This is a genomic window from Mucilaginibacter galii (assembly GCF_014635825.1).
Taxonomy (GTDB): domain Bacteria; phylum Bacteroidota; class Bacteroidia; order Sphingobacteriales; family Sphingobacteriaceae; genus Mucilaginibacter; species Mucilaginibacter galii.
Map to the genome: position 1 here is coordinate 96,996 of NZ_BMDO01000011.1, position 21,934 is coordinate 118,929.

Consider the following 21,934-nt stretch of genomic DNA (forward strand, 5'->3'; position numbering starts at 1 on the left):
TTAATGGTTAGCGTTAAGCTGTGGAGATAATTGAGCGCTGTAAAAATTATACTGCTGTGGGGTTAGATTGCAACAGTTTACGGTAACCTAACTCTGCACCGCCGGTAACCGGCAATATACAGCCGGTAATAAAACGAGCCTGCTCAGAGATGAGGAAAAGGCAGGCATCGGCAATTACATCACTATCGGGGCAATAACCCAGGGCATGGATATTATCCAGATACTCTTCAATTTCTTCTTTATTGATTTGCTGTCGGCTCCAGCTTCTTAACATAGGAGTCCAAACTCCTGCAGGGGCTATGGCATTAACCCTCACACCATCGGCAGCATAATCGAGCGCCATTGATTTTGTAAGGGCACTTACCGCACCTTTAGTGGCGGCATAAGCCGCATGGCGCTCCTGCCCTATTTCGCCAACCAGGCTCCCAGTGTTGAGAATAACCCCGCGTGTTTTTGTAAGCTGACTTATAGCGTATTTAGTAGTGTGATATATGCCTTTTACGTTTACATTAAAAAGCTTATCCCACTCCTCATCACTGGTATCGCAAACGGTACTTGATGGGCTGGATATGCCTGCGTTATTATGAACAATGTCTATCTTGCCAAACCTTTTTATAGTTTCTGCAACAGCGTTTTCAATATCCCTCGCTACAGAAACATCGGCCAGTATGTAATGGATACAATCGTTATCAAACGACTTCTTTGCCTGTTGTATACTTTCCAAATTATTAGAAACGATACTCACTTTAGCACCTGCTTCACAATATACTTTAGCACATTCGTAGCCAATACCTTCTGTTCCGCCGGTTAACAATATTACCTTTCCGCCTAATAATTGTATATCCATATATAAGATGCGCTTCTTGTAAAGCTTAAGTACTATGGCTGTCAACGCAGGTTAAAGCCTGATTTGCCCCGGCTATAAAGCGCTATGGAGCTCGATCCAAACGTTAAATATTGCGCTTAAGCTATTTTGATTTATAATTGATAGTTCCCTGTTAAGGCGATGCCCAAGAGAACCTGTTCCCTCAAAAGTAAAGCCTGCAACTGGGTATTATAATAGCATATACTTTGATTTTGATGGACGATTCTTTGCACACAGCATTTTGCTCGTCTAATTACTTTCCGATTCCTATAAAGGAAATTGGTGCTAATTGCATCTTATTTAGATTTTTCATAATATAGCAACCTCGCAGTGTTTTGCCAATGAGTGCTGATGATGGAAAATGCTTTAATTTACCGATACACCAACTTATAATTGCTTAATGAAAAAACGAGATGGCTTTGAGGGAGAAAAACTGATTAACCTGCCGCCGAAGGTTTACAAAGAGTTTTTCAATAAAGAGCCAGGCTTTTTTCAAATATATGTAGCTCATATTGGCTTCTTTCCTAAGGCTTCGGGCCATTACCGCGAATGGCGTAAAGGCTGCGAGGACAATATTGTTTTTTATTGCCTGCAAGGTAAAGGGCATTACGTTATTGGCGACAAAAGATACCAGCTTACTGCTAATCAATACACCATCATCCCAGCCTCCGATCAGGTTATCAGATATTGGGCCGATGCCGAAGACCCCTGGACCATATACTGGGTGCACTTTAACGGCGAAAACCTGCAAACCTTCAACAGCTTTTTACAGATTGACCAACACAAAGGCCCTGTACAAATTCCGTTTAACGCTAAAGGCATTGAGCTGTGGCAGGATATGTGCCAGAGTTTAGAACTGGGTTATAGTAAAGAAAACTTGTGCAACGCCAGCTTTTGCCTATACAGCTTTGTGGCAACATTTCTTTTCCCTGAAAAGCATATTGCAGTTGCCAAAGAAGAAAGCACCGATATTACCACGTTAACCATCCGGTTTATGCGCGACAATCTTGATAAGAAACTTTCTATTGAAGACATGGCTGCCCGTCACCGGATGTCGAGTTCGCATTTTTCAACACTCTTTAGAAAGTCGACCGGGATGCCACCTATTGATTACTTTATCAACATTAAGATGCAAAAGGCCTGCCAGCTACTGTATGCCAATGAGTCGAGGATCAAAGACATTGCCCTTAACCTTGGATATGACGATCCGTATTATTTTTCGCGCGTGTTTAAGAAGTACATGGGCATTTCGCCCGAACAATATAAGATCACCACGTTTAAAACCTCTGCCAAAAGCGGCATTGCCTGATTAATGACTCTTTAACGGTTTACTACCTATTCTGGACAATTGTCAGTTTTTCGCCGGATTTTGTTTTAAGTCTGATGATATTGCCTTTAAGTACTTTTTCGCCATACTGACTTTTAACTTTTACAGCTCGGTTTTTCCATGGATTCACCAAATTTAGATCCTGCCCCTTTTCGCTTTCAATAGTAAGCGCTTGCACTACGCCATTTTTCTGTGATGCACTTACCAAAAAGGCACCAGCTGCACGGAGGGTGCTAAATGCAGCATTTTGGGGCCAGTTAGGAAACAAGCGAATGGTACCTGAGTAACTCTGCATCAGGCATTCGTTAATAACTGCCGGTAACGCAAAGTTTTCTACCCAAATACCCATACGCGACATGTAGGTAAAATCGGACCCATCAGAGTAACGACCATTGGTTTGTGTTACCATATCTGTGGCCGTACCATTAGGCATCAAACAATACAAAACCTGGTTCTTAAACTGTTCCAGGTCAAGCTTACCCAACCTGGCCGATTGCAGATTCATCATCACCAGATTGTTCCCGCCTTCGTTTTGCTGATTGCGGAATGTATTGTTCAACAACTCCATACCTTTAGAGTCGTTCATCAATGCTATATCCTCTCCCGGGAATACCGGGAAAAGCGCATTAGGAACATTGTATACCACTTTATCATTTTCGCCCGGAACAGATACCAGTATTTTACCGTTTTCTTCAGATTGGGTGGTGGCATATTCCGGCAAATGAGCAAGTACATCGTTTACCTCTTTCACCAAATCGCTTTCCTGCTTTTCGTAATTCAGAATGTAAACCGCTTTGGTATACGCGTTAAACACGAACTTGATCAGCGAAAGATCGACCGTGCAGTCGTAATTAAACCTGAACCCGGGCTGTAGCCCATATAACTCGGGTGGTATGGTAGGAAACACATGATATTTATCATCTTTCCAGCGTTTTACGCTGCGTGCTTCGGGGCGGTGCATGTAAGCATTCAGGAATTTAACAGCGGCTTTCATGGGCGCAAAAGCCCTTGTTTTCAGAAATCCCTCATCGCCCGAGTACAGGTAGTGCCACCACAAGCCTTGCACCGCCCAGGGTGTTTCGCTAACCTCCCAGCCCCAATCGGGCACAGGATAAGGGTTCATGGTCATGGTTACCGGATAAGCCGAATGCGGAAAGTAAGCGCCGGGCAGTTCGTAATATCCTTTAGCCCACTTTTGGCTTACCGGCATCAATGCTTCGATCAAATTAACATAAGCAAGATTCTTTTCAATATGATTGCTGGAAAACGTTACCCATAATGGTTGCTGGGTATTATAATTCATGTGATAATCGCCATGCCAGGCGGTGCCAATATTGTTATAACTCCAGTTTCCGAATATACCCGGACAAGTGGCTTCGGGATGTACGGCACAGTTTAAAAAATACAGATTACGGTACCAAATGCGCTCCAAAAATGGGTCGCTTAGCTTTACAGCCGATTTATTCCAGTAAGCATTCCACAAGGCTATGTTCTTTTTTAGCAGGTCATTAAATTGCAGCAAAGATCTATCGGGCGCTTCAATTTGCAAATGCACATTATCTGCCAAGCCGTTCTGCAGCGCCACCACCGCTTCAAAAGGCTTATTATCGGGCAAAGCACCTTCCAGCGGAGCCATCTCCTCCATATTACCGTTCCAGTTTTTCCGTGATTTTTTGAACAGGGAAGTACTTAACTGTGCGGTTAGTGTAAATGCCTTATCATTTGGATGATTGGCTTGCGCTGTATAAGTAGCAGGTTCCTGTGAGGGTAATACCTGTCTAAACATCAGCACCCCTCCGGCTAAATTTACCCGGCTTTCATATTTGGGAAACTCCGAAGGGGTAGAAGGGTCGGGGATGATATTGATGCGGTCGAAAACATTGTTTACCAACTTTCCGTCTTCGCCATAAAGCGACATGAGCAAGTTATCTTTTTTAAGATCAATAAACAGTTTGAGCTTGAGTTTTCTATTGCGTTTATCTAACAACGTTACTTCGCATAGGCCGTTGGAAATATCTAATTTATGCCTCAATAACCTGATCTTCCGGCGGTCAAAACCCAGCACCAACGAGCCGCAGGGAAAAGGCCGAGGATAGGGTTTGCTATAATTATCAGAAGTAAGCTTGTTGTATTCCCTGTACCAGGGGTCGTCTGTCAGGTTCGTTAAATCCGTAGGAATTTTGCTGATCTTTTCAAATACTTTCTTAAACGTGCCTATTTCCTGTTTATGATTTTCGGCAATACGGATATCCCAAACATTGTTATGCCCAAAGTAAAGCACCACAGCATCGGGCCGGGTTGTAACCACCACACCCATGCCACCGTTACCTAAAAGCGCACCTTCAAAAAAATCAGGGGCCGGCTTGTTCACCACAATGGCGTGTTGCCGGGCAAGTTTTGTAGCTAACAAAGATTGACTTATGGCTACCTGTCTGTAACTTACCACCAGCAGAAGAATTAATAAAGCTATTTTATTCGGCAGGTTAGGCTTTGTTAAATTCATAAGTTTATGATTTATTGTCCAACACACTACTGATTACCGATTCATATAGACAAAGCTGTAAGCGGAATATTGTATGGAATTGAAGAAGTGGTTGGCCTAAGCAACGAAAATATGCTATTTTAAAATGCACTTCAATGGACAATGCATTGTTTAAGATGCACTGTTTTAAACACAAAATATGCACGAACTTATTTCAAGAAAAAAAACTTTTCTAAAGTAAAAGGCCTTTCAGCACATGCTAAAAGACCTTTTACTTGTAAACTCCGATCGCCACTTGAGAGTATCATGTCCTCCAGTTCGTACCGAACTGCAAGTTTTGTTGGTATGGTTGGGTTAATTAAACCGATTAGGATCAAAGGCAGAAATACCTGTAGAAAGTGCCGATTGACTGGCAAGTTCGGCTACTAACTTACCGGTTGCCGGGGCAAGGCCTAAACCCATCATGCCATGACCGCCTGCTACAATGAGATTACTCCATTTTTCACTGTATCCAATGTAGGGCAATCCATCGGGAGAGCATGGCCTGAAACCATACCATACATCCTTTACCTGGGGTAGTTTTACCTGGTAATCGGGGTAGTAATCAGGTACGGCATTCACAATGCCTTGTACCCGGTTCATGTTTATTTTGCTGTTCACGGGTGCAATTTCCATAGTGCCGCCAATACGAACTTTACCGTTCATAGGGGTTATGGCAACCCTTGCTTCTAATAGCAACGATGGGTGTACGATCTTTTTATCAGCATTATCGACCATAAAAGAATAACCCTTACCAGGCATCACAGGAATATTCATACCTGCTTTTTTTGCCAGTTCGGGCATCCACGCACCGCCTGTCATTACCACCAAATCGGCACTGAAATTTCCTGATGATGTATTCACAGAATCAATGTGGTTATTACCGGCGGTGAAATTTGTTACCGTACAATTAGTTTGAATGTTAACGCCTTTCGCTTTTAAATAAGCAGTTAACTGGGTAACCAGCGCGTTAGGGTAAATATGAGCATCACAACGGTAGTGCACGGCACCCTTTATATTTAATTCGGTATGTGGCTCTAAGCTTTGTACTTGGCTGTAATTTAAAACGTCAACATCTAAACCCAATTGCTGAGCCTGCTTAGCCACATGAATTTCTTCAACACCTGCTTTCGCTGTTTTGTAAAGCATCAGTATACCTTTATCCTCAAAGCCAAAGTTAAGCTGCGGCTCGGCAGCAAGCTCTCTATATAGTAACTTGCTTAATAAGTGCAAATCTCTTAAATGCGGGGCCACTTTATTTACCTGCTTATCATTCGCGTGCTTTATAAATTGCAAACCCCACGATATAAGCTTTGGGTTTAACGACGGCTTCACATAAAAGGGGCTTTTGCTGTTAAACATCCACCTAATTCCCTTGGCTACCATACCGGGAGCTGCCAGAGGGATGAAATGACTGGGCACTATCATACCCGCGTTGCCCGACGAGCAGTTATCGGCAAGGTTACCTTTATCTAAGATGGTGACCTCCCAGCCCGATTGAACCAGGTAGTAAGCAGAACAGAGGCCAATAATACCTCCGCCAATAATGATAGCGGAACGGGGGGTAGACATATTTGTAGTTTAAACTTTAGAGATCAAAAATTTATACGGCAATATTAAATTACCTGGAAACCATGAGCGTAAGGATCATCGTCATCAATAAATATGGTATTGTAGCCGGTTACAACAGCCCAGCCTTCAATACCCGGCACAATAGCGGGTTGATTACCCAGTGTAGTTTCTTCTTCGATAGTACCGGTAAATTTAGACCCGATAATACTTTCATGAATAAACTTTTCACCTTTTTTGAGCTTGCCCTTAGCGTACCACTGCGCCATCCGAGCCGATGTACCCGTTCCGCACGGCGACCGGTCAATGGCCTTATCCCCATAAAAAACGGCATTACGGGCGGTAGCATCGGCGCTTAGTGTGGCGCCTGTCCATAAAAAATGGCTCAGTCCTTTAATGTGTTCATTTTCCGGGTGCACGAAGCTGTATAACTCGTTCATTTTTTTACGACAAACCCTGCTCCAGCTAATGAGCTGGTCGGCCGTATAATTTTCTATACCTTTAAAGTTTTCCTGCGGATCAACAATAGCATAAAAATTTCCACCGTAGGCTACGTCAACATGCAAAACACCCAAATCAGGGCAATCCACATTTAAGTTTTCGGCGGCTAAAAAAGATTTCACGTTGGTTAGTTTAACCGATTTTACTTTTTTACCCTCCTGCACATAATCAACCAGTACCAGGCCTGCAGGAGTTTCCAGGCGTAATTTACCGGGCACTTTAGGTATTACCAGTCCTTCTTCAATGGCAATGGTAACCGTACCAATGGTGCCATGGCCACACATAGGTAAGCAACCGCTAGTTTCAATGTAAAGCACGCCTATATCGTTAGCAGGATCGACAGGCGGGTAAAGGATGCTCCCACTCATCATATCGTGCCCGCGGGGCTCAAACATGAGTCCTTTACGTATCCAGTCAAACTCTTCTAAAAAATGTAAACGGCGCTCCATCATGCTGTTCCCTTTTAAAATAGGGCCGCCTCCCGTAACCAGGCGAACCGGGTTACCGCAGGTGTGAGCATCAATGCACGAAAACGTTCTCTTCATTCTATGATATTTTTATAAACTGGTTACGGTTAAATTTATGGCTTCCAGCGTAAGTTCGTTGTTAATGGTACGCCATACTTCCAATGGGTTTTCGTTCTGTAACTCTGCGGGCAGGTATTGGTTAGGCCAATTCTGAAAAGATAACGGCCGGGTAAAGCGCTTAATACCATCGGCACCTACTGAAGTAAAGGCACTGTTGGAGGTAGCCGGATACGGCCCTCCGTGGTGCATGGCCAAACAAACCTCTACACCGGTTGGAAACTGATTTACAACAATACGGCCGCAGCGTTCCTGTATAACCTCATATAGTTCACGGTTAGCTTCCAGGTCAGCGCCTGTAGCAATTAATGTTGCGGTTAACTGCCCTTTTATAGCGTTGGCTACGGCAAGCATTTCATCTGCATTTTGGCACACTACTAATAACGAATACGGTCCAAAAACTTCTTCTTGTAAAGCAGGATTAGCTGTAAAGGTATGAGCACTCACTTTAGCTAAGGTTATGCCACCCTGATTTTCGGCCGCTTCGATACCCGATTGAGCCAGCACCTCAACTTCTTGCTGCCGCAGCGCCTTCTCCCTGGTTTTTTCATAGTTGGCAGCAATACCCGGATGCAGCATTGTAGCTGGAGGGGCATCATGTGCCAATTTTTCAAGCGCAGCTGTAAAGCTGTTCAACTCTTCGCCGGCTATGCCTATCATTAAGCCCGGATTGGTACAAAATTGCCCAACACCCAGCGTAACCGATGTTATAAACTGACCGGCAACTTCATTTCCGTCTTTTTTTAATTTTTCGGGAAGTAAAAACACTGGGTTAATGCTGCCCATTTCGGCAAACACGGGTATAGGTTCGCTACGCTGCGCAGCCATTTCGGTAAGTGCCTTACCACCCTGATAGGAGCCTGTAAAAGCTACTGCCTTTATCCCCGGATGCTTTACCAGCACCTGCCCTATTTCAATTCCGGCACCATAAACCTGGGCAAAAATTCCTTCGGGCATACGGCATTTTACCCTTGCTTTTTCTATAGCTTGCGCCATTAGTGCACAGGTTTGCGGGTGGCCGGGATGCGCTTTTACCACAACCGGACAACCGGCCGCTATGGCACATGCGGTATCGCCGCCTGCTGTTGAAAACGCAAACGGGAAATTACCTGCACCAAATACCGCTACCGGGCCCAATGCTACCGATATTTTACGAATATCGGGCTTGGTTGATGGGCTTAAAAATGGCATATCAATCCTCACATCAAGCCAGTTGCCTAATTCGGCGTAGTTTGCGTAACTGTTCCACTGTAAAATAGTACGCGCACGCTCACCGGTTAAACGGGCCTCGGTAAGGTGGCTTTCGTTCATAGCTGTTTTGATCAACTCATTGCCCAGTGCCTCAATTTCAACCGCAACGGCGCGCATAAAAGCGGCACGCTGGCGTATAGAGTATCGTTTCAACTCCCTGTAGGCTTGACCGGCTTTGGCCAAAATGGCGTCTACCTCTTCCAAACTTGTTTCTTTGTACATATAAGATATTTAGCTTGCGCTTACTATTTCCGGTTTAGGCCGTTACATCCTCACTTCTCCAGTTTGGCAGGGTGGGACGTATGGCAACAGCATCGGTAATTACTTTTAAAATGCGGGTACGCTCTTCGGCAACTAATGTTAAACGCGGTGCACGCACATACTCGGTACCAATACCGGTTACGGTAGCGGCAAGTTTAATGTATTGTACCAGCTTAGGATGAATATCCAACTCGAGCAATGGTAAAAACCAGCGGTAAATACTTAAAGCAGCTTCGTACTGACCGGCTTTAACCAGTTTATAAATGGTTACCGTTTCTTCGGGGAAAGCATCAACCAAACCGGCAACCCATCCATCGGCACCCGCAGCAAGGCTTTCAAACGCCAGCGGATCAACACCACATAAAATTTTAAAGCGGTCGCCAAAACGATTTTTCATACGTGCAATGTTCGAGATATCGCGCGTAGACTCTTTTACCGCCTGTATATTTTCATAGTTTGCCAATTCTTCAAACATATCAAGGTTAATAAAAATACCATAATCTACCGGGTTGTTGTAAACCATAATAGGTAAGCTGGTACTTTGGGCAACACTGGTCATGTAAGCAAGCGTTTCGCGGTCATCGGCTTTGTAACGCATAGGCGGAAGCAGCATTAAACCGGCAGCACCAATTTCTTCGGCACCCTTTGCCAAAACCAAAGCCTCTTTGGTTGTTGGCTCGGCAATGTTTAAAATAACAGGCACCCGGCCGTTAACCACTTTAATGGCATATTTAAGCACGTCAAACTTTTCGGCGGTACTTAATGTACTTGCTTCTCCAAGCGATCCGGCTACAATTACACCATCTACACCGGCATTTAACTGCGCTGTAATATTGGCTTCAAAAATACTGTAATCAACCTCATCGTTCTCTTTGAACGGGGTTAACAAAGCAGGGTAAACCCCAATCCATGATATTGTATTCATATAACAAAACTAAGTTGACTAACAGAAAAAATGTATTCGGGTATTAATCAATACTAAGCAAATATTAGCCAGTATTTAAAAGTTACTGCGGTAGCTTTCCAGGTACTCGCGCGGCGAATTACCTATCACGCTTTTAAATACACGGTTAAAATTTGTAATGCTGTTAAAGCCCGAGGTATAAGCCACGGCAGAAATGCTTTCGCACTTGCCTGCGGTTAATTTTTTGCAGGCTTCGTTAATGCGCATCCCATTTAAAAAGGTTACGAAAGTGTGCCCGGTATGCTTTTTAAAGTAACGACAAAAAGCCTGTGGCGTCATGTGGGCCTCGGCAGCTACATCCTCCAGAGTTATCATGGTATCGTAGTGCTGCATAATGTAATTATAAATGGTACTTATTCTTATCCCCTCGCTTTCGCTTACGTTCTCTACCGGGGTAATAGATAGTGGCACTAACTTACCATTGATAGTGTACAAGGATTTTAACAACTGAAAAAACTGCATGAAACGGTTAAACCCCTGAGTTTGCTGCACATCCTGTATTTTTTGAGACATGGTTTTTACATACTTAGCCGGCAGCTTAAAGCCGCCCGAATATTGCTGTATAAAAGAGCGTAGCACTTGCATTTCGGGCAGTTCAAACAGTGAAGAAAGTTTACCATGAGGATTGAAAAATACCATCATAGAGCGTACCTGCTTACTGCTGTCTGTTGAAAAATACTCGGGGTTACTTTTGAATAAATGGGGTTGGTTTGCGCCCAGTAAAAATATATCGCCTGCACTAAACGAGTGCATGCTGGTACCCGCCACAAGGGTCCCCTCGCCTTCCTGTATCCAGGTGAGCTGGGCCTCGTTATGCCTATGCAGGTAAGGATAAAAGTGTGGAAGCTGTTCTTCCTGAACTATAACAGATTTATCATATGTTACAGGTAAAGTGAATTGCAAAGCTTTCATATAACATGGAATGGTTTATAATCACCTTAAATATATCAGATATTAACCTGAAAAATCAGTTATTAACATATAATGGTTAAAATACGGTCAATACTGGTCAAGTTAAGGTTAAGATATAGTTTACTCTTGTGAAAAAGTCCGCAAAATTATACCACTAAATGTCAATAACGGCATTGGTTGCCTAATGCAGTTACGTTACTTTTACTTATAGTTAACGCTCAGTTTAACCATGAATAAGCTTTTTATTATTTTTCAGATGCTACTTTGTATCGCTTTTACAGCTCGTTCGCAAACGTACATTCCACAGTGGAGTGATAAACGAATGAAGGTAAAGAACGCAGTGCCTGTATACGTATATCCGTTTAGCAGGCAGCAGTTAAAACTACTCAATAGCCCGTTCAACGATGCTATGCACATTCAGGTTTAAAGGCCAATTGTATGGCGGCTGGGAAAATTTAGGATTGGCCGGGCAGCATTATCAAAGGCTAATACAATATCCTCCGATTTGAACCCGTTAAAATTACGGCTATACGCATGGAGGTTAAACTACCTGCCAATAATTCTGCGGGCATACATGAGTGAGCCATTAAATAAATTAGGTTACATACTAACCGCCTATCAACATAATATTCTTACTTATACATGAATTATCAGGAAAAAATTGACGGCATACGCCAGGCTATGAAAAAAGATGGCGTAGATGCCTATCTTATCCCTTCATCAGATCCGCACATTAGTGAGTATGTGCCTGAGCGTTATAAGTGCCTGGCTTTTGCCTCAGGGTTTACCGGCTCGGCAGGCTGCTTACTCATTACGCAAACCGATGCACAGCTATGGGCCGATTTTAGATATTTTGTACAGGCCGAAGAACAACTGGCTGGCACCGGTTACGAACTGGTGAAACTGAAAGTACAACATGCCCCCGAATATATTGAATGGCTTGGCCAACAGTTTCCGGCAGGCAGTACCATAGGTTTCGATGCCAAGTTAATTTCCGTTCACCTGTGCGACCTGCTATTTGAACAACTGTCTTCAAAATCTTTCAAATTTCACGCGGCTGACTACCTTGACGCCTTATGGGAAAACCGCCCCGAGTTACCTACAGCTCCGGCTTTTTTAATTGATGCAGAACATACCGGCGCCACAGCCGCCCAAAAGCTGGCTGCCGTACGAGAGGGCATGGATAAACACTCGGCTACATATCACTTCATTTCGGCACTTGATGATGTAGCATGGTTATATAACCTGCGGGGTAACGATGTAAGCTACAACCCGGTGGTACTGGCATTTGCGCTGATTAGTGTCGATAAGGCAACGCTGTTTATAGCACCCGAAAAATTAAACGATACTGAAATTAGCACATTGCTGCAAAATGGTGTTGAAACCGCACCTTACCATGCTATTGGCCAAGCCCTTGCTGCCCTACCAGCCGGTGCCCGCATATTGCTCGATCCTAAAAAAACGTCATACGGTACGTTTAAACACATTAGTGACACGGCAACTATTATCAGGAACAGCAACCCGAGCACGCTTCTTAAAGCCATTAAAAACGAGGTGGAAATTGCCAATACTCGTTTAGCCATGATACAGGATGGTGTAGCCATGACCCGCTTTTTTAAGTGGATGGAAGAAAACATTGGCCAAATAAATATTACGGAACTTTCGGCAGCACAGCAACTGGAGGAGTTCAGGAAAGAACAGCCTGCATTTGCAGGTAAAAGCTTTAACAGCATTGCCGGTTACCGGGCACATGGAGCCTTGCCGCACTATTCTGCAACGCCCGAAAGCGACAGCACACTTGAGGCGAGCGGTTTATTCCTCGTTGACTCGGGCGGACAGTATAATTACGGCACTACCGATATTACTCGGATGTTAGCGCTCGGCAAACCAACCGATGAAGAGCGAACCGATTATACGCTGGTGCTTAAAGCCATGATAGATGGTTCTACCGCACGTTTTCCTAAAGGCACTTGTGGTTACCAGATAGATGCCATTACCCGCCAGCCGCTTTGGGAACATGCCATTAACTACGGCCACGGTACAGGTCACGGCGTGGGCTATTATTTAAACGTACACGAAGGCCCACAAGTACTGAACCCTACCAACGTTGCCATCCCTGTTGATTTGGGAATGATCACCTCTATCGAGCCCGGCATTTATCGTCCCGGTAAGCATGGGGTACGTATCGAAAACCTGATGCTTACCGTTAAAGATACTGTAAACGAGTTTGGTGAGTTTTACAAGTTTGAAACCCTTACACTGGCATTAATAGACCCCACCCCTGTTAAAAAAGAGTTATTGGAACGCAAGCACCTGCAATGGTTAGACACCTATAACCGGATAGTGTTAGAAAAACTAAGTCCTCACTTAACCCCCGCTGAAATTCAGTGGCTTCAGCAAAAGTGTGACGCTTTTTCCATCGACTAAGTCAGCAATTATTCTCTACAAAAAAGGCGCTGTCAACATCCCTCGAAATGTTGACAGCGCCTTTTGTATTCAGCTGGTTTATGTTGGTTACTCAACCAATTTAATAACGTAGCTGTAAGAGTACTTTTTATCAAGCAAACGATATTGTTTGTGAGGCAATGCACCCCAGCTATCATCACCGCCAACACCACGTTGTGCAAGGTCAATGTTCAGGTACACATCATTACTAAAACGCACATCGGTAGGGTGTTGCTGCTTTTTGCTTAAGCCAGGGTCAAGTGCTTCAGTGCTTACATTTAAGGCACTAAAGTTAATAGGCTGTACACCTTCAATACGAATGCCCTTACCTTCGGCACTGGTAAGATTTAGCCAGCGCACCTCGGTTTTATTACCACTTTCCTGAGGCCGTATATAACCTCTGAAGTATTGGTTTTCTACCTTATCGTTATAAACACCCATATAGGCGGCCGTATTACGGTCACTATAGTTTTCCCACGGGCCACGGCCGTAGTACGACAGGTTTCCGTAATTGCCCGACAATTGCACACGCATGCCAAAGCGCGGCATTTCTGGTAAATCGCGGCCGGTCATATCAATTGAAGAGGTCACTTTAATTGATCCGTCGTTTTGAATTAAATACTCTATAGTATAAGGCACGCCAATACCCGAAAGTTCGTACTCCACTTTCACCGGTACACCGTTAGCTGTTTGATCGCCGGCTGTTACACGCTTTACTATGCGGTTAATGTGTGCATTACGCCAAATGCCCATGTTTTGCGGCATTCCGTTACCGAAATCATTATCAGTTGGTGCGCGCCAAAAATAAGGCTCAGGAAACTGCCTCATTACCGGCCTTCCGCCGTTGGTATATTTAGTAATACGCCCTTGCTTCAAATCAACCTCGCCGCTAACAGCTCCTGATGTGAAAGCCAGTTTATCGGCATCCTTAGTTACCTTTAAAGTACCTGCCGGATTAGCCACGGCAAAATAATCGCCGGCGTATTTGAATTGCTCGGTCGCAATTTCGTGGCCTGCAGGCAGCATTTCGGTAGACGTTTTGGTCAAAGCTTTTACAACAAGATAATATTCACTGCCCGCTACCGATTTAAACATCGGTAATTTCAGATTGACATCTTTTTGCTGGTGCGGAGCAAGGCTTACTTCAAATGGGGCCTCCTTTACCTTTTCGCCATTACGATAAAGTTCCCATTTAAAGGCGTAGTTGTTAAGGTTAGTAAAATCGAATTCGTTCTTTACGTTAATTACACCTGTGCCTGCATTTTTCGTGGTAAATATTACATTTTGGTATACCTTTTTAACCTCATGCAAACCAGGGTGCGGTGTACGGTCGGCAGATACCAATCCGTTCGCACAAAAATTTTCATCATTTTGAAGTTTATAGCCGCCAAGGTCACCGCCATAGGCCCAAAACACATCACCATTACTGGCTTTGGTCTTCATACCCTGGTCTACCCAATCCCATATAAAGCCACCCTGCATGTGCTTGCTGGCTTTAATAATATCCCAGTACTCCTGAAAATTTCCGGAACTGTTACCCATAGCATGCGCATATTCGCACATAATATAAGGCCTTGTTTTATCGGTAGCATTGGCATAGTTCGTCATAGAACCTACACGGGGGTACATTGGGCAAACAATATCGGTATTAGGATTTTCGCCGGCTTGTTCAAACTGTACCATGCGCGTATTGTCGCGGTTTTTAATCCACTTGTAGGTTTCGTGAAATACCGGGCCATTACCGCACTCGTTACCTAACGACCATATAATTACCGATGGATGGTTTTTATCGCGCTCAACCAAACGAATAGTACGGTCAATATGAGCCGGAGCCCATTCGGGCAGGTAAGCCGGATGCTTGGATTTATCAAAACCGCCCTGAAACTCTGCTCCCATCCCATGCGTTTCTATATTGGCCTCATCAACCAGGTATAAACCATACTGGTCGCACAGTTTATACCAAAGCGGATCATTAGGGTAATGGCTGGTGCGTACGGCATTTATATTAAACGATTTCATCAGTTTAATATCTTTTAGCATCATTTCCTTTACCGGCACATGCCCTTCCACATCATCATGCTCGTGGCGGTTAACACCTTTTACCAGTATGGGCACACCATTAACCATTAACTGGGCATTTTTAATTTCCACCTTGCGGAAACCTATTTTGGTACCGGTATAGTTTAACACTACACCTTTTGCATCTTTCAAAGTAATAATGCAATCGTACAAATTGGGGGCTTCGCCACTCCACTTTAGCGGATTGTTTACTGTACCGCTAAAATGAACCGTTTGCATGCTATCGGCACCCAAGGTAACGGGCACCTGCTTGCTATAAACGGCTTTACCTGCCTTATCCTGCACAGCTACCGATAGCATGGCTGCTTTAGAGGCGTTACCTGCAAACTGGCGCAAATCAACATCGGCGGTAAACAAACCATTGGTGTAAGCGGCATCTAAATCGGCCTTTACAAAAAAGTCCCACACGGTTAATTTAGGTAGGGCATATAAAAACACATCGCGCTCTATACCGCTAATGCGCCAAAAATCCTGATCTTCCAGGTAGCTGCCACTGTGCCAGCGAAACACCTGCACAGCCAGCAAATTTTGCCCTTTATTTAAGTACTTGGTTACATTGAATTCGGCCGGCGATTTTGAGGCTTTAGTCATGCCCACCTTTTTGCCGTTTACATATACAAATGCGCAACCTGTAATAGAACCAAATTGTAATATTACTTCTTTACCATCCCAGTTGGCCGGCACGGTAAATGTTCTGCGATAGGTACCAACAGGGTTATTTTCGCCAACAAAAGGTGGATTTCTGGGAAAGGGATAGGTAACATTGGTATAAATAGGAGTACCAAAGCCTTTCATTTCCCAATTTGAGGGCACTGCAATATCATTCCATTGCTTATCGTCCAGGTCGGTACGGTAAAAATCGGTTACTCGGTTAGCATATTTATCTACATACACAAACTTCCATTTCCCGTTTAACGACTGATGCCAGGGAGATTTACTGTAATCATCCTTTTTAACATCCTGTTCGTTATTAAACAGCATAAAGGTTGCATGCGGCTTTTCCTTATTCTGATCAACCAATTTTGGATTTTCCCAGTCGTTTACTGCCGTTTGAGCAAACGCTATCTGGCTAATCAGTAATAGCAGCAGGTAATAATGTTTCTTCATAGGAGGATATTAATTAGTGTTAGGCCAGGTTATAGCAGCCTTGACACCCTTGGTGGTTTATAAAACTCAGTTTGACAATTATAACTATAAATTTCTATTTGGAGGGTCTATCAGCATCAAATGCTTTACGAAAAAATCACGTAGCTTTCTCCTGCCATACGGTCCGCCATCGCTGTGCCCCATTCCGGGCACGGTAAGCAGGTCAAAATCTTTATTGGCTTTAATAAGCGCGTCTACCACGCGGTAGGTAGATTCGGGCGGCACATTGGTATCGGCCTCGCCAACGATGAGCAGCAAGTGACCTTTTAGCTTATGAGCATTGGTTACGTTTGATTGTTCGGCGTAGTGAGGCCCTACCGGGTATCCCATCCATTGCTCATTCCACCATTGCTTATCTACCCGGTTATCATGGCAACCACAGGCCGAAACAGCACAATTATAAAATTCTGGATGAAATAATAAGGCTCCTGTTGAATTTTGCCCTCCGGCCGATGTACCGAAGATGCCTACCCGCGTCGTATCCAGATAGCTGTACTTTTTAGCCAGGGCTTTGATCCACAAAATGCGGTCGGGCAGCCCGGCATCGGCCAGGTTTTTCCAGCATACATCATGAAAAGCTTTTGAACGGTTGGCCGTTCCCATACCATCGAGCATTACTACCATAAAACCCAGTTCGGCTATACTTTGCATCTCGCTCCAAGCCCGGAAACTTTTGGGCACAAACGAATCTTGCGGACCAGCATAAATGTATTCGATAACCGGGTAGCTTTTCTGCACATCAAAAGTAGACGGGCGGCAAAGTATACCCCAGCAATCGGTAACGCCATCGCGCGCCTTGGCTATAAATACTTCGGGCAGCTTAATACCCGTGGCCATAAGTTTGCTAATATCGGCCTGCTCCAGGTCCATTATCTTTTTGCCGGTTTGTGTAAAACGCAGTTCTGTAATAGGGGCAGTGTTAATGGTGGAATAAGTATCGGTAAAGTATTTTTTATTGGGTGAGAAAGTAACCTGGTGATTGCCCGCTGCCGGGGTTAGACTAACCAGGTTTTTGCCATTAAATCCAATGCGGTAGTAGTGAACAAAGTAAGGGTCTTCTACCTTATTCATTCCGCTTGCTGTAAACCAAACTTCACGTTTTACAGCATCAATGCTATCAATACTTCTAACCACCCAATTGCCGGAGGTAATAGCATTCTTTATTTTACCAGCCTTGGTATCTACTAAATATAAATGCCGCCAGCCATTTTTTTCCGACGACCAGATAATTTCGTTGGTGGCGGGCAAGTGTTTCATGTAAATACGCTGCTCGTAAATAAAAGTATTGGTTTTCTCTTCTATCAGCGTGCGAGCTGTGCCGGTTTGGGCATCAACCTCAATAATACGGTAGCGCTGGTGCCCACGATCGGCCTTCTCGTAAATAAAGTGCCTGCCATCGCTTTCCCAGTTTTGGGTGGGTATGCCCAAAAAGTCAATCTTTTCTTCCTGTACCTTTTGCCCTGTGAGGGTAACCATATTGAAAGTGTACATTTCATAAGCGGTAAACTCATCGCCGGGCTGTGCGTACTCTTGCGAGCGTAATTCGCCGCGCGTGGTATTGGGCAACGAGGTTAAAATATGATAAACCTTTTTTATCTCACGCGGATCGGTATGATAGCCGGTTAAGTAATGACCATTAGGCGCCCACTGTAACTCACCGAATGGTTTTTCTTTGGTACCTGCTGTAGTTAGCTTAACAGGCACTCCGCCATTTACCGGCCGTACATGAACGTTAAAATCTTTGATGAAAGCTACCCATTTTTTATCGGGCGATATACTGTCGCGCCTGCGCCAGCGATAAGGCTGTTGGTTATTAGCCCAGGATGAGGTTTTAGCAACCGTGTAATTTATGAGGTTAGCTGTATAAAAGTTGTTTTTATACTTAAACTGCAAACCGGCACCATCAGCCTCCCATTTTAAATCATACAAAACCAGCCTGTCTTTCGATACGGCGGAACCGGTGACTTTACCCAATGCAGAGGCCAGCTTTTCGTTATCGAAAGCCGGTTGGCGAGTGCCTTGCTCGGCATTAATGTACACGTATTGCGCCAGGCTATCTTTGGATATAATGTTGCGATAAATAAACCCTTTGCCATCGGGTTTCCATACAGGCGAAACTGTCGCCTTAAATACCGTACCCTTCACGGCCGAATCCGTTAACGAGGCGTGACTGTAATTTTTCAGCATTTCATCGCGCGATGGATAATAAGCCGTTACCTTATTTTGCTGTGCCCAGGCCAGCTTACCAAAGAGGCAGAGTAAAGTCAGCATAGATAGAAACACAGCACGGCTATTTTTACAATAACTTTTCATACTTAAATTAAAGCGGTTTGATCAGGAAACTGAATTCATAATTGGTGTAGGGTAACTGGTACTGCGCCATGGGCCTCGAACGCCAGCTATCAATACCACCTACACCCATTTGCTTTAAATCGATGTTCCACTGCGTTTGAGGTCGCTTAACCAAATCGGCCGCATGCCGTTGATGCCGCTTTTCACCATCATCCAAATCACTGTCAAAGTAATGCAGCGCACTAACACTTAAAGGAACGTTAGACATTACCTGTAAACACCTGCCTTTACTATTAACTACTTTATACCAGCGCACGTCGGTTTTATTACCGGTTTCTTGCGGGGTTACGTATGGAAAGTATTGCGCATCTACCGTTTGTTTGTATAAGCCTACGTTGGCGCTAAAATTACGGTCCTGATAGTTTTCTTGCGGACCGCGGCCATAATATTCTACTGTGTTGAAACCCTGCGGTAGAATCCATTGCATACCAAAACGTGGCAACATCTCTACCTTCTTAGACGTGTCGGTAACGGTTAGCTTTTGCCGGGTTAACAATTCGCCCTTTGAGTTGAGGGTATATTCTAAAGATAACCTGGCAAATACATCAGGTAAATCGTATTCGGCTTTTATAACCGCCACATTGTTTTCAATTGCTGAAGACAAGCTTTTTAATACCGGTTTTTCTGTGGTGGTTTTCCATGCTTTAAGTTTAGTTTGCAGGCTTGCACCAAAGTCGTTATCGTTAGGAGCCCTCCAAAAGTTAGGTTTAAAGGCTGTTTTGGCATCTAAATACTGCTGCTTGTTAACTGCGTAATGAGTTAAGAAACCGGTTGCCTGATCAAAGGCTACATTTACAGTTGGCGAACTAATGGTAAGCAAACCGTTATCTTCATTTTTAGTTAAAGTCGATTGCCCTTTTACAGCGATGTTGTTTTTATACGTACCGCCCAGGCTTAACTGCTCTACCGCAATTTCGTAACCGGCAGGTACCAAAGGCTGGGCCTGTCTGGTTCTGAAAGAAAGGTTTAAAAAGGCTTCGCCTAAAGCCAGCTTTTTTATAGGCAGTATAAACGAGGCCTTTTGCTGAGGGCTTACGTTTACATTAGGTAAGCTACCCTGTTGCACCTTTTTGCCGTTAACCACTACTTCCCAATCTAATTTCACATTGCTTAGGTCGGTGAAAAACTTTTCGTTATAAATTTGCAGCGTATTGCCACTGCTAAGCGTGGTATGAATATCCTGGTAAACCTTCTTCATTTCCCAGGCATGCGGGTAAGGGGTACGGTTAGCGTAAAAAATACCCTTGGCGGCATAGTTCCAATCGGTAATGGCTTCCTTAGGTTCGTAATCGCCGCCGTAAGTGTACACGGTATCGCCTTTGGCATTTACACGCTGAAAGCACTGATCAACAAAATCCCATATAAAACCACCCTGAAAGTGCTTTTTGTTACCACGTATAACCTCCCAGTAATCGGTAAAATTACCCAGCGAGTTACCCATGGCATGCGCATACTCGCACATGATGAACGGGCGCTTAGGATCAGGGTTATTTTTTACATAAGCCAGCATACCGGCCGGCGACGGGTACATAGGGTCGATGATGTCTGAATCCCACTCCCAGATAAAGTTTTTATAATCGGCCACGGCACGCTCATACTGTATAGGGCGGCTGGGGTCGCGTTGTTTCATCCAAAGGTAACACGAGTAAAAGTTGTAGCCGTTGCCTGCCTCGTTACCCATACTCCATATTACAATAGATGCATGGTTTTTATCGCGCTCAATCATGCGCTGTACGCGCTTTAAGTGCGCCTGCATCCAGGTGGGCCGGTTGGCCATGGTTTGGGTAATATCGTAACCCATACCGTGCGATTCGATATTGGCCTCACCTACTACATAAATTCCGTACTGGTCGCACAGGTCTAACCAGGTTTCGCTGTTAGGGTAATGGCTGGTACGTACCGAGTTGATATTAAATTTCTTCATCAGCTGAATATCTTTCAGCATGGCTTCGCGGGTAATGGTTTGCCCGGTTACCGGGTCAGTTTCATGACGGTTAACCCCCTTAATAATTACCGGTTTACCGTTTACTAAAAACAGCCCGTTCTTAATTTCAATTTTACGGAAACCTACTTTTTGACGAATTACTTCTAACACTTCGCCTTTGGCATTGCGCAACCGTATAACGGCATCGTACAAATTAGGCGTTTCACCGGTCCATAGCTTGGGAGCGGCAACCGGCATGGCAAATGAAATGCTTGCCGAAGTATCAAGCTTTACAGTGCGTGAAGTGATTAAACGGGTACTATCTTTCAGCTCTATTTCGGCTGTTAGCGGCGCTGATGGCTTTTGGTTGAGTGTTAGCGTTGTTTTAAGGGTAGCATTTTTATAGAGGCTGTCCAGATCGGGAATCAGTTCTATATCGTATAAATGAACAGGATTGCGGGCAACCAGGTAACAATCGCGTGTAATACCGCTCAACCGCCACATATCCTGGTCTTCAATATAATTGGCATCGCACCAGCGCATTACACGCATTACAATCAGGTTTTTACCTTTGCTTAAGTAAGGCGACAGGTTGAACTCGGAAGGTAGCTTACTGTCTTCGCCATAACCTACGTACTTACCGTTTACCCAAACAGTTAAATTTGATTTTGCTGCGCCTACGTGTAATATCACTTCTTTACCGTCCCAGCTTTCAGGGATGGTTATCTGCCGGCGATAAATACCGGTATTGTTTACCTGCATGGGCACAAACGGCGGATTAGGCGTTTGCTTGGGCATAAGGTAGGTAAACTCAAAACCCGAGGTAGTATATATAGGAAACCCGTAACCATTCATTTCCCAGTTACCGGGTACGCTGAAATTTTTCCAGCCGGCATCATTAAAAGAAGATACCTCGAAGTTTGCAGGCAAGCCGGCTGGCGACTCGGCCCAGAAAAACTTCCAGTTACCGTTAAGGCTTTGGTAATTAACCGATTGCTTCCAGGTGTTTTTTGCAGCCTCGGCCTCGTTTGCATAAGTAAAATAAGAGGCATGCATTTTCATGCGGTTCTCCTCTATCTTTGTTTCATCGAGCCAGGCAGGAGTTTGCGCTTTCGCCGTAAAAAAACAAAGCAAAAGCAGTACGAACAGATTGCTTTTCTTAACACTATATACCCTAAACCATAATTGCATAATGGTTAAAATTAGTACTAATAAGCAATAAGTACTACAAAG

Annotated in this window: 13 protein-coding genes; 3 read left to right on the forward strand and 10 right to left on the reverse strand. The window is 44.3% G+C overall.

The window, feature by feature from the left end:
- Window positions 1-46: 46 nt before the first annotated feature.
- Complete coding sequence (locus tag IEV61_RS17545) at window positions 47-847, reverse strand: SDR family NAD(P)-dependent oxidoreductase (RefSeq protein ID WP_188418355.1); 801 nt, start codon at window positions 845-847, stop codon at window positions 47-49.
- Window positions 848-1,265: 418 nt separating this feature from the next.
- On the opposite strand from IEV61_RS17545, the gene IEV61_RS17550 reads away from it, so the two are divergent.
- A complete protein-coding gene (locus IEV61_RS17550; RefSeq protein ID WP_188418356.1) occupies window positions 1,266-2,174 on the forward strand; it encodes an AraC family transcriptional regulator in 909 nt (302 codons plus the stop codon).
- Window positions 2,175-2,196: 22 nt separating this feature from the next.
- Here IEV61_RS17550 and IEV61_RS17555 read toward each other — a convergent pair whose 3' ends face one another.
- From IEV61_RS17555 to IEV61_RS17580, 6 genes are all read right to left on the reverse strand, one after another.
- A complete protein-coding gene (locus IEV61_RS17555) occupies window positions 2,197-4,695 on the reverse strand; it encodes a glycosyl hydrolase family 95 catalytic domain-containing protein (RefSeq protein WP_188418357.1) in 2,499 nt (832 codons plus the stop codon).
- A gap of 333 nt (window positions 4,696-5,028) precedes the next feature.
- Window positions 5,029-6,285: an NAD(P)/FAD-dependent oxidoreductase gene (locus IEV61_RS17560; protein ID WP_188418358.1), complete on the reverse strand. Its 1,257-nt coding sequence runs from the start codon at window positions 6,283-6,285 to the stop codon at window positions 5,029-5,031.
- A gap of 44 nt (window positions 6,286-6,329) precedes the next feature.
- Window positions 6,330-7,328: a 4-hydroxyproline epimerase gene (locus tag IEV61_RS17565; RefSeq protein WP_188418359.1), complete on the reverse strand. Its 999-nt coding sequence runs from the start codon at window positions 7,326-7,328 to the stop codon at window positions 6,330-6,332.
- 12 nt (window positions 7,329-7,340) lie between these two features.
- Window positions 7,341-8,840: an aldehyde dehydrogenase (NADP(+)) gene (locus IEV61_RS17570; RefSeq protein WP_188418360.1), complete on the reverse strand. Its 1,500-nt coding sequence runs from the start codon at window positions 8,838-8,840 to the stop codon at window positions 7,341-7,343.
- A 34-nt stretch (window positions 8,841-8,874) separates the two neighbouring features.
- Window positions 8,875-9,804, reverse strand: coding sequence for a dihydrodipicolinate synthase family protein (locus tag IEV61_RS17575; RefSeq protein ID WP_188418361.1), 930 nt, complete (start codon window positions 9,802-9,804; stop codon window positions 8,875-8,877).
- Between the two features lie 75 nt (window positions 9,805-9,879).
- Complete coding sequence (locus tag IEV61_RS17580) at window positions 9,880-10,755, reverse strand: AraC family transcriptional regulator (RefSeq protein ID WP_188418362.1); 876 nt, start codon at window positions 10,753-10,755, stop codon at window positions 9,880-9,882.
- Window positions 10,756-10,984: 229 nt separating this feature from the next.
- On the opposite strand from IEV61_RS17580, the gene IEV61_RS17585 reads away from it, so the two are divergent.
- Both IEV61_RS17585 and IEV61_RS17590 read left to right on the forward strand, forming a co-directional pair.
- Complete coding sequence (locus tag IEV61_RS17585; protein ID WP_188418363.1) at window positions 10,985-11,182, forward strand: hypothetical protein; 198 nt, start codon at window positions 10,985-10,987, stop codon at window positions 11,180-11,182.
- A 215-nt stretch (window positions 11,183-11,397) separates the two neighbouring features.
- Complete coding sequence (locus IEV61_RS17590) at window positions 11,398-13,182, forward strand: aminopeptidase P family protein (RefSeq protein WP_188418364.1); 1,785 nt, start codon at window positions 11,398-11,400, stop codon at window positions 13,180-13,182.
- Window positions 13,183-13,269: 87 nt separating this feature from the next.
- On the opposite strand, the gene lacZ (IEV61_RS17595) is transcribed toward IEV61_RS17590, so the two are convergent.
- The 3 genes from lacZ (IEV61_RS17595) to lacZ (IEV61_RS17605) all read right to left on the reverse strand — a co-directional run bounded on the left by lacZ (IEV61_RS17595) (window position 13,270) and on the right by lacZ (IEV61_RS17605) (window position 21,892).
- Window positions 13,270-16,386: a beta-galactosidase, LacZ type gene (gene lacZ, locus IEV61_RS17595; RefSeq protein WP_188418365.1), complete on the reverse strand. Its 3,117-nt coding sequence runs from the start codon at window positions 16,384-16,386 to the stop codon at window positions 13,270-13,272.
- Window positions 16,387-16,470: 84 nt separating this feature from the next.
- Complete coding sequence (locus IEV61_RS17600; RefSeq protein ID WP_188418366.1) at window positions 16,471-18,738, reverse strand: S9 family peptidase; 2,268 nt, start codon at window positions 18,736-18,738, stop codon at window positions 16,471-16,473.
- 7 nt (window positions 18,739-18,745) lie between these two features.
- A complete protein-coding gene (gene lacZ / locus IEV61_RS17605) occupies window positions 18,746-21,892 on the reverse strand; it encodes a beta-galactosidase, LacZ type (protein WP_188418367.1) in 3,147 nt (1,048 codons plus the stop codon).
- Between the last annotated feature and the right edge of the window lie 42 nt (window positions 21,893-21,934).

Excerpts from the sequence above, each read along its gene's own strand:
- IEV61_RS17545 (WP_188418355.1), bottom strand. The coding sequence starts at position 847 with ATGGATATACAATTATTAGGCGGAAAGGTAATATTGTTAACCGGCGGA.
- IEV61_RS17550 (WP_188418356.1), top strand. The coding sequence starts at position 1,266 with ATGAAAAAACGAGATGGCTTTGAGGGAGAAAAACTGATTAACCTGCCG.
- IEV61_RS17555 (WP_188418357.1), bottom strand. The coding sequence starts at position 4,695 with ATGAATTTAACAAAGCCTAACCTGCCGAATAAAATAGCTTTATTAATT.
- IEV61_RS17560 (WP_188418358.1), bottom strand. The coding sequence starts at position 6,285 with ATGTCTACCCCCCGTTCCGCTATCATTATTGGCGGAGGTATTATTGGC.
- IEV61_RS17565 (WP_188418359.1), bottom strand. The coding sequence starts at position 7,328 with ATGAAGAGAACGTTTTCGTGCATTGATGCTCACACCTGCGGTAACCCG.
- IEV61_RS17570 (WP_188418360.1), bottom strand. The coding sequence starts at position 8,840 with ATGTACAAAGAAACAAGTTTGGAAGAGGTAGACGCCATTTTGGCCAAA.
- IEV61_RS17575 (WP_188418361.1), bottom strand. The coding sequence starts at position 9,804 with ATGAATACAATATCATGGATTGGGGTTTACCCTGCTTTGTTAACCCCG.
- IEV61_RS17580 (WP_188418362.1), bottom strand. The coding sequence starts at position 10,755 with ATGAAAGCTTTGCAATTCACTTTACCTGTAACATATGATAAATCTGTT.
- IEV61_RS17585 (WP_188418363.1), top strand. The coding sequence starts at position 10,985 with ATGAATAAGCTTTTTATTATTTTTCAGATGCTACTTTGTATCGCTTTT.
- IEV61_RS17590 (WP_188418364.1), top strand. The coding sequence starts at position 11,398 with ATGAATTATCAGGAAAAAATTGACGGCATACGCCAGGCTATGAAAAAA.
- lacZ (WP_188418365.1), bottom strand. The coding sequence starts at position 16,386 with ATGAAGAAACATTATTACCTGCTGCTATTACTGATTAGCCAGATAGCG.
- IEV61_RS17600 (WP_188418366.1), bottom strand. The coding sequence starts at position 18,738 with ATGAAAAGTTATTGTAAAAATAGCCGTGCTGTGTTTCTATCTATGCTG.
- lacZ (WP_188418367.1), bottom strand. The coding sequence starts at position 21,892 with ATGCAATTATGGTTTAGGGTATATAGTGTTAAGAAAAGCAATCTGTTC.